Annotated in this window: 7 protein-coding genes and 2 pseudogenes; 3 read left to right on the top strand and 6 right to left on the bottom strand. The window is 65.0% G+C overall.

The window, feature by feature from the left end:
* From QOI01_RS19435 to QOI01_RS19415, 5 genes are all read right to left on the bottom strand, one after another.
* The coding region (locus QOI01_RS19435; RefSeq protein WP_526383779.1) for a primary-amine oxidase at nucleotides 1-1859 on the bottom strand (1859 nt) is incomplete at its 3' end.
* Between the two features lie 3 nt (nucleotides 1860-1862).
* Nucleotides 1863-3380 (bottom strand): amino acid permease, encoded by a 1518-nt coding sequence (locus QOI01_RS19430; RefSeq protein WP_526383777.1) that lies wholly within the window; start codon nucleotides 3378-3380, stop codon nucleotides 1863-1865.
* 42 nt (nucleotides 3381-3422) lie between these two features.
* Nucleotides 3423-4169: an ABC transporter ATP-binding protein gene (locus QOI01_RS19425; RefSeq protein ID WP_526383775.1), complete on the bottom strand. Its 747-nt coding sequence runs from the start codon at nucleotides 4167-4169 to the stop codon at nucleotides 3423-3425.
* 3 nt (nucleotides 4170-4172) lie between these two features.
* On the bottom strand, nucleotides 4173-4739 hold the full coding sequence (locus QOI01_RS19420) for an ABC transporter permease (RefSeq protein WP_526383773.1): 567 nt from the start codon (nucleotides 4737-4739) through the stop codon (nucleotides 4173-4175).
* Between the two features lie 31 nt (nucleotides 4740-4770).
* Nucleotides 4771-5943 carry an ABC transporter permease gene (locus QOI01_RS19415; RefSeq protein ID WP_526383781.1) on the bottom strand — a complete coding sequence of 391 codons (1173 nt, stop codon included), beginning with the start codon at nucleotides 5941-5943 and terminating at the stop codon, nucleotides 4771-4773.
* Nucleotides 5944-6149: 206 nt separating this feature from the next.
* Between QOI01_RS19415 and QOI01_RS19410 the strand changes: the two genes are divergently transcribed.
* On the top strand, nucleotides 6150-6488 hold the full coding sequence (locus tag QOI01_RS19410) for a hypothetical protein (RefSeq protein ID WP_526383771.1): 339 nt from the start codon (nucleotides 6150-6152) through the stop codon (nucleotides 6486-6488).
* A gap of 80 nt (nucleotides 6489-6568) precedes the next feature.
* On the opposite strand, the gene QOI01_RS19405 is transcribed toward QOI01_RS19410, so the two are convergent.
* Nucleotides 6569-6730 carry a hypothetical protein gene (locus QOI01_RS19405; RefSeq protein WP_526383783.1) on the bottom strand — a complete coding sequence of 54 codons (162 nt, stop codon included), beginning with the start codon at nucleotides 6728-6730 and terminating at the stop codon, nucleotides 6569-6571.
* Between QOI01_RS19405 and QOI01_RS19400 the strand changes: the two are divergent.
* Nucleotides 6675-6836 (top strand): annotated as a pseudogene (locus QOI01_RS19400) (alpha/beta fold hydrolase); the annotation flags it as partial. The gene QOI01_RS19405 and the pseudogene QOI01_RS19400 sit on opposite strands and share 56 nt — an antisense overlap.
* 124 nt (nucleotides 6837-6960) lie before the next feature.
* Nucleotides 6961-7220, top strand: a pseudogene (locus tag QOI01_RS19395) (hypothetical protein); the annotation flags it as partial.

Below are 7220 nucleotides of genomic sequence, written 5' to 3'. Positions count from 1 at the left end.
CAGTCTTCAGGGCGGACCACGTGGTGCGCCCCGACGGTGTACCAGAGCACCACGTCGGTGTCGGCGATCGGCGCGTCGTCGGCGACGAACTGCGGCAGCCCTTGGGCATCTGGCGACTGATAGGGATAGTCGCCGGCCGCGAACTTCTCGGCCGGGTCGTACGTCGTCACCCAGAGGTTGTGCTGCACGAACCGCGCCCGGTCGTAGATGTAGGAACCCTCCTGCACCATCACGGGCACGATCTCCTTCGGCACCAACTTGTAGGCCACGGGAGCACCGACCTCGTTCTTCTTGGACGGGTTGGTGATCTTCCAGTACCGGCCCGTCTTCCAATCCCAGTCGCGGGCGCCCTCGGCCTCGGACGCCACCAACGTGTCCTGGGTGATCCAGGCATTGTGGTGCGGATTCAGCGCGGGGTCGGGCTCGGGGATCGAATCGACCTCGTAGACACTGTTTCCCGCCCCGTCGACGCTCATGTCGAGCCGGAAGTTGAAGAAGTGCTGGTGATTCGGCCCGTAGACACCGGGGGCGACGAGCTTGCCCCACCGCGGCAGCTCCCCCTCGACGATGGAGCCCGTGGTCAGCACGCCGGACAGCTTGACCTCGACCTCGATGGAGGCGTCGTTGTAGAAGTACCAGAAGAATCCGTACTCGTAGTTGCCGACTGTGCAGATCATCGAGATCACCAACCGCCGCGAACGGCGCACCTCGACCTCTTGAGTGCGGAAGTCGGTGTGCTTCCAGGAAATCCCGTAGTCCTCCTCGTGCATGCAGATGGCGTTCGGGATAGTGACGGCGCCACCGCTCGAGTCGTTGACCGTGCCGTCGAAGTAGTGGATCTCGCCGAGGCAGTCGCAGCCCAGGGTCAGTGGATTGGCCGAGAAGCCCATGCCCACCTCGCCCATGTCGAACACGTTCTTGTTCCAGTGCGTCGGCGACGTGTCGCCGTAGGGCACCACCATCTCCGACAGCGATCCCCGGTACATGATGGGCCTGGTCTCGCCGCGGTCGGTGTAGGTGACCTCGTGCAGCGTGATGCCCTCGCGTGGGTTGAAGCCGATCCGCAGGGACCACTTCTGCCACGTGACGTGCCAGCCGTCGACGGTGAAGCTCGGACCGTCGGGCTGAGTGATCTCGATCGGCTTGACGTCCGAGCGGAACTCGCTGAATGCCGGGCGGTTGTTCGGGTCGAACATGAACCGCTCGTCGTAGTTGCCCGCGGTCGGCGGCATCGGCACGACGCCGTGATCCTCGATGTCGATGATCACCATGGTGTCGAGGTCGAACGTGACGATCAGACCCTCGACCGGACGCGCATAGCCGTGCTCCGACGGCGCCGCCCTCATGAAGGTCAGCGGCCGGCAGATCAGCGGCGAGTTGTCGTAGTGGTCGCCCTGGCCGTAATAGCCTGCGGGCCAAGGGTCGATCATCGCCAGGTCGAAGTCGGTGATGCCGCGCTTGCGCATCGCCTCCTGCCACCGCGGGTCCTCGCGAACCTTCTCCTCCACCCCGGTCATGTGCTCGACCAGATAGGAGGGGAACCGGCCGGGAATCGACTTCCACGACTCGATGACCCTCGCGCCGAGGTCGACGACGGCCTCGTAGATCATCTTGACGGTGGCGTCGTACATCGTGGCGAAGGCGCAGCGTGGCACGTCGGCACCAGTGAACGTCAGCTCAGCGGTCTTGGCGGGCTCCGCCAGCTGAATCATCACGAACTTCAGTGTCGCCGAGGAATATTCGGATTCCATGATGATCGAGGCCGCCGATTGGATCTCGGCGCCCGAAAGCGGGTCGAGCGGGTAGTTGGTCTTGTCTTCGGTAGCGTCCGCGTGAAGCGTGGTGCTGTTCAGGGTCATCGGTCAGACTCCCTCGGGGGTGGTGGTTTCAGACTTCTTGGTCTCGAAGACCGCCAGATGGGCCAGCGAGTCTTCCTTGCTTACCTTGTGCGCCGATCGACGGCCGAAGACGAACACGATCAGACCGAGGGCGAACATGCCAATGCTGATCCCGCCGACCCACGTCATCCAAGTGCTCTGCGGGACGTCGATCCACGGGGTCACGAACGAGTAGTAGACGCCGCCGATGGTACCGAGCGTGCCGACGACGACGACGATCCACACCCCGACCATGCCACCGGGAATGCGCCAGAACGTCTCGCTGGAATAGCGATCGGCGTACTTCTTGCGTGCGACGACGACCGGAATCAGGAAGAAGAATCCCGACAGCAGCCACACCGTGCTCAGGCCGCCTTGCAGGTAGATGGTCACGTTCGCCATGCTGCTCTGCGAGTACAGCCCCACCAGGATCAGCGACGAGAGGACGCCCTGGATGAGGATGGCGGTCACCGGGTTGCGAGTGCGCGGGTTGAGGTGCGTGAACACTCGCGGGAGGTGACGCTCCAGGCCGGAGACGAAGATGAGTCGCGAATAGGCGACCTGGTAGGTCATGAGTGCCACGATGATGATGCCGGCCAGCACGACCGCGCAGATCTCCATCAACCCGGGGAAACCCGATACGCCGAGGGCTCCGATGACACCGGTCACCGGATCGATCTGGTCGCCGGGAAGAGCCATCATCGTGCCGAGCGTGGTCAACAGATAGATCGCCACCAGGGCGGTCGAACCCCACAGGATCATCTTCGGTCCGCTCTTGCGCACCGAAAGGAACTCCGCGCCCATGTTGTACGGCGTTTCGACGCCGAGCAGGTACAGCAACACGGTCCCGTAGAGGAATCCCGCTACGGCGAAGTTGGGCACCGTCGCCTCGTGCCAGTTGAACGGAGTGGCTGAGCCGTGCTTGGTGGCGAAGAGGACCCCGCAGATGAAGATCGTCAGCGTCAAGATGCCGTAGACCACGAAGACGACGTTCATGATGCGTTGGTTGGCTGCGAGTTTCGCCAGCGCCAGCCCGACCACCGTCCACAGAATCACCAACTGCAGGATGATGCTCGTCGTCAATCCCAGTTCCGTGTGGAAGGCCAGGAGTAGGAACTGCAGGACGACCGCCGGCGAGGATGCGGCGTTCAGGATCACCGGAACCCATGACAGATAGCCGCCGATGAATCCCCAAGTCTCGCCCATGGTTCGGGTGGCCCAGATGTACACACCACCCTGTCCGGGCCAGAGATTTCCGAGTTCGACCACGGCCATGCCGGCAGGGATCAAGAAGGTGAGGATGCCGAGCACCCACATCGGGATAGCGGTCCACCCGCCTGCGGCCATCACCGACGAACCGGTGATCCAGCAGATGATGAACACGTACGCCGCGGTGAGGCCGAACGTACTCATCACCTTGGGCAGGATCTGTTCGGGGACGAGCTCGGTCGTCAACAGCGCGTCGCGGTCGGACGGCCGCGTCGCTTCCATCTCTTGTGTCATTGCTCTTCTCCCAATCGGATCGAATCCCACACGGGGACCGGGTCAGTTGACGATCTGTCCGTCTTTCATCCGTACGACGCGGCTTGCCTCATCGGCGACGGTCGGGTCGTGGGTGCTGGCGACAACGGTGACGCCGATGGTCGAGCACAGGTCACGCAGCATTCGCACGACCGTCTCGCCCGTCTTGTGATCCAGATTCGCCGTCGGCTCGTCGGCGAGGACGAGCGTCGGATTGCTGATCAGCGAGCGCGCGATGGCGGTGCGCTGCTGTTCACCACCGGACATCTTGGTGGGCTGATGGTTGATGCGGTGGCTCAGCCCGACGAGCTCGAGGAGTTCTGTGGCGCGCTTGCGCAACGACTTCCGGTCGTACGGCTCGAACATCAGCGGTAGCTCGACGTTCTCGACTGCGGACAGGAACGGGATCAGGTTGTAACTCTGGAAGATGAAGCCGATGGTGTCGTGGCGCAGCGCGGCGAACTGGCTCTCGGTGAGCTGCCCGGTGTCCTTGCCTGCGACCTTCACCGTCCCCTTGGTGGGACGGTCCAGCCCGCCGATGATGTTGAGCAGCGTGGACTTGCCGCTGCCGCTTGGGCCCATCAGACAGACGAATTCGCCTGGCATCACCTTGAGTTCAGCCGCGACGAGCGCCTTGACGACCTCGTCGCCCAGCTTGTGCAGCTTCCAGACGTCGGACACTTCGATGACCGGTGCCACCTTCGTCTCGGCAACTGGCGCCTCGGCTGTGGCGATGTCGGTGGTTTCGTCGTTGTCTTTGATGACCGTCATGAATCAGCCTCCCGCGGAGAGCGAACGGATCGGTGGCCGCGACGCCGCGGTCCACGTGGGCAAGATGCTCGTCGCCAACGCGGCGACGATGCTGACGACGACGGCTATCCCGGCGCCAAGAAGGAGTCCACCGACGGCGACCCCGGTGGGAACGAAACCCGTTGCGCCGAGCAGGAGTGCCACGGCGGCGGCCAGGGCAGCGCCGACGATCGCGCCGAGCACGGCGGAGACCACGGGTTCGACGAGCAGTGCGGCCACCACGGGAGTGCGGGGCACGCCGTTGGCGCCGAGTACACCGAGTTCCTTGGTGCGGTGCGCGACCGTCCGAGTGGTGGCGACGGCCACCTCGACGACTCCGACCAACAGCACCATCACCGCGATCAGCACGACCGCGCGGCCGATCTCGTCGGCATGTCCCAGCGACGCGGACTGAGCGCGGATTCCGTCGGACATCCCGAACACCAGGACGACGAGGAATGCGCCGGTGGCCGTCGTGACGACGGGCAGGATCATCTCGCCGATGCGCCGCCGCGCGGCAAGCCAACCGTAGGCCAGGCCCTTACTCAGCATGATTCCCCCGTCGCTTCGCTCGCCCCGGTCATCAGCGGTCCCCCAGGAGGTCGACGGGGCGTTGTTGCAACAAGCGGTGCACCGGGACGAGCGCCCCGACGATGGCCATGGCGGGCAGGAACGCGGCGACCATGGCTGATGCCTGCAGCCACGCCATCGGCGTGGCGATTCCCGGAATCACCAGTGCCACGGCGATTCCCGCACCAGCGATGCCGATCACGTAGGCGACGACGAAGACGATCGCCGACTCGACGAGGAAGAAGTAGAGCACCTCGTCGGCCAACCCGATGCTGGACATGATGCCGAATTCGCGCTTGCGTTCCTGCACTGCCGCCAGGAATGACGACACGGCGATGACGAAGCCCAAGCCGAGTCCGATAGTCGAGATCAGCCCGAGCGTCGAGCTGGTCACCTTGCCCGAGAACAGAGCAGAGAACTTCTGCTCGAAGGTCAGTGGCCCGTTACCGCCGACGGTGTCGTAGATCAGGCCTGCACCTGCGGCGTCGGGCATCACCGCGGGATCCGATGTCGATGGCAGGCCCGTCGCGGCGCCAAAGGTCTGCGCAAGGTTGCGGTCCTTCTCCTGACCCGCCGGGGCGAAGACCGTCCACCACCCCTTCTCGCCAACGACCGACCGGGCCAGTCCGGTGGCGACGGCGGCGGATTGGCCGCCGCCCGAGATGCTGACCACGAGACTCTCACCGTCGATCTCCACCCGGTCGCCTGCAGGCATGTTGAGGCGGTCGGCCAGGGCGGATCCGAAAACGGCTTGGCCGGAGGGAATCTCGTCACTGCTGCGCAACGACACTGCGTTGCCGTCGATCTTTGTGACACCGGAGAGCGTGTGGGTGCCCCGCCAACCTGCGGGAAGCGCCAGCTCGGGTGCAGGACCATCGGCGACCAGCGCCTGAGCGTCCGGGTCGAAGTGCACACCGGCGGCAGGTACCGCCCACAGCTCAGCATCTCCAAGTACGTCGGTCACCGAGTCGGCGCCGGTGATGGCGAAACTCGACGAGATGGTGCGGACGACGGCGACGCACGCTATCGCCAACGCGATGCCAAGGACGGACAGCACAAACCGTTCGGGCCTGCGGCGAATGTTCGCCAACGCGAACCGGACGAGATACCCGAAGGTATTCCCCGAAGCAGTGGCGATCGCCGGTGATCGAACGGTCGTGGGTGCAGTGGACTCCACAGCAGGGATGTTCGGCCCGTCGTGTTTCTTCGATTGCTACTAGTGATGTCCGGCTCGTTAACTCGACCCAAGTCGGGTTACGGCGCTGTGTCACGCGGACAAAGGATTCCGTCGTCGAGATCGCGTCGGTGCGTCGATACCGTCCTCGAGTCCGCGCATCTGCCGACACCTGCGAAGCGCCGCGGAATCACCGGATCGTCCCTACAGTCAGCCAGATGCGAACTCTCGGCGCCGCATTCGGCGTCATTGCCCTGCCCGCCGCGGGTTGCGCCGAACCGTCCGCGCCCAAGCCCGAATCGGCGACGGCTGCCTTCGAATCCGCGCCGTGTCCGGTGCCGAACCTGCGCGGCGTCCCGAGCCTCGACCTCGGGCCAGAATTCTCGTGCGGATTCCTGGTGGTGCCCGAGAACCGGGCCCGACCCGACGGTCGCACCGTCAAAGATCGCGGTGGCCGGCGCCAGGTCCACGTCGGCGAACCCGAAACCAGACCCGATGCTGTACTTGGCCGGCGGTCCTGGCGGGGCCCGGCCTGCCGCTGGGAAACACGTTGGTAGCGGCAGGCATCAACCGCGACCGCGATTTCATCGTCATCGACCAACGCGGTACGTTGCACGCGCGAACCCGCGCTGACGTGTCACGAGATCGACGAGTTCGTCGCCGCGGCCACGGGAATGTCGATCATGGCGGCCAGTACCGCAGAGAAGGACCTCGCCGCCGTGCGGGCCTGCCATGCCCGGCTGGTGGGCGACGGCAACGACCTGGCGTCCTTCGATACGAGTGAAAATGCCTCGGACATCGCCGATCTCCGCACCGCACTCGGCATCCGCGAGTGGAACGTGTACGGCGTGTCCTACGGAAACGACCTCGCACTGCAGTTGTTGCGCGATCACCCCGACGGCATCCGTAGCCTCACCGTCGACTCCGTGGTAGCCCCACAGATCAACCTGATCGAACGGTTCTGGCCGATTGCCGCCGAGGGGTTGACGGCATTGTTCGATGCATGCGCGGCCGAGCCCACGTGCGCGCGTGCCTCCCCCGGCCGCGGCGCTGGTGCTCGGATCCGCCAGTCCTCCCGATCTGGTGGGCTACGGCCTGACCTATGGCGTGTTCTGTCGGGAGTCCGTGGCGTTCACCGACACGGCTTCGATTCTCGCCGCGGCACGGCGCGTCCTTCCGCGACTGCCCTCCGAGGTGCTCTCACTGCCACCGCAGGCGCCCCGCCTGGTGGACGAGTGCGCTGCGTGGAACGTCGGGCGCGCTGATGCGGCCGTGCACGAACCGGTGCG

The sequence above is a fragment of the Mycobacterium sp. genome, assembly GCF_032162605.1.
Classification (GTDB): domain Bacteria; phylum Actinomycetota; class Actinomycetes; order Mycobacteriales; family Mycobacteriaceae; genus Mycobacterium.
Note: the sequence above shows the minus strand (reverse complement) of the source record. Positions and strands in the feature narration are given on the sequence as shown.

Bases quoted from the DNA above. Each gene is read 5' to 3' on its own strand.
- QOI01_RS19430 (WP_526383777.1), bottom strand. From the start codon at position 3,380: ATGACACAAGAGATGGAAGCGACGCGGCCGTCCGACCGCGACGCGCTG.
- QOI01_RS19425 (WP_526383775.1), bottom strand. From the start codon at position 4,169: ATGACGGTCATCAAAGACAACGACGAAACCACCGACATCGCCACAGCC.
- QOI01_RS19420 (WP_526383773.1), bottom strand. From the start codon at position 4,739: ATGCTGAGTAAGGGCCTGGCCTACGGTTGGCTTGCCGCGCGGCGGCGC.
- QOI01_RS19410 (WP_526383771.1), top strand. From the start codon at position 6,150: ATGCGAACTCTCGGCGCCGCATTCGGCGTCATTGCCCTGCCCGCCGCG.
- QOI01_RS19405 (WP_526383783.1), bottom strand. From the start codon at position 6,730: ATGTCCGAGGCATTTTCACTCGTATCGAAGGACGCCAGGTCGTTGCCG.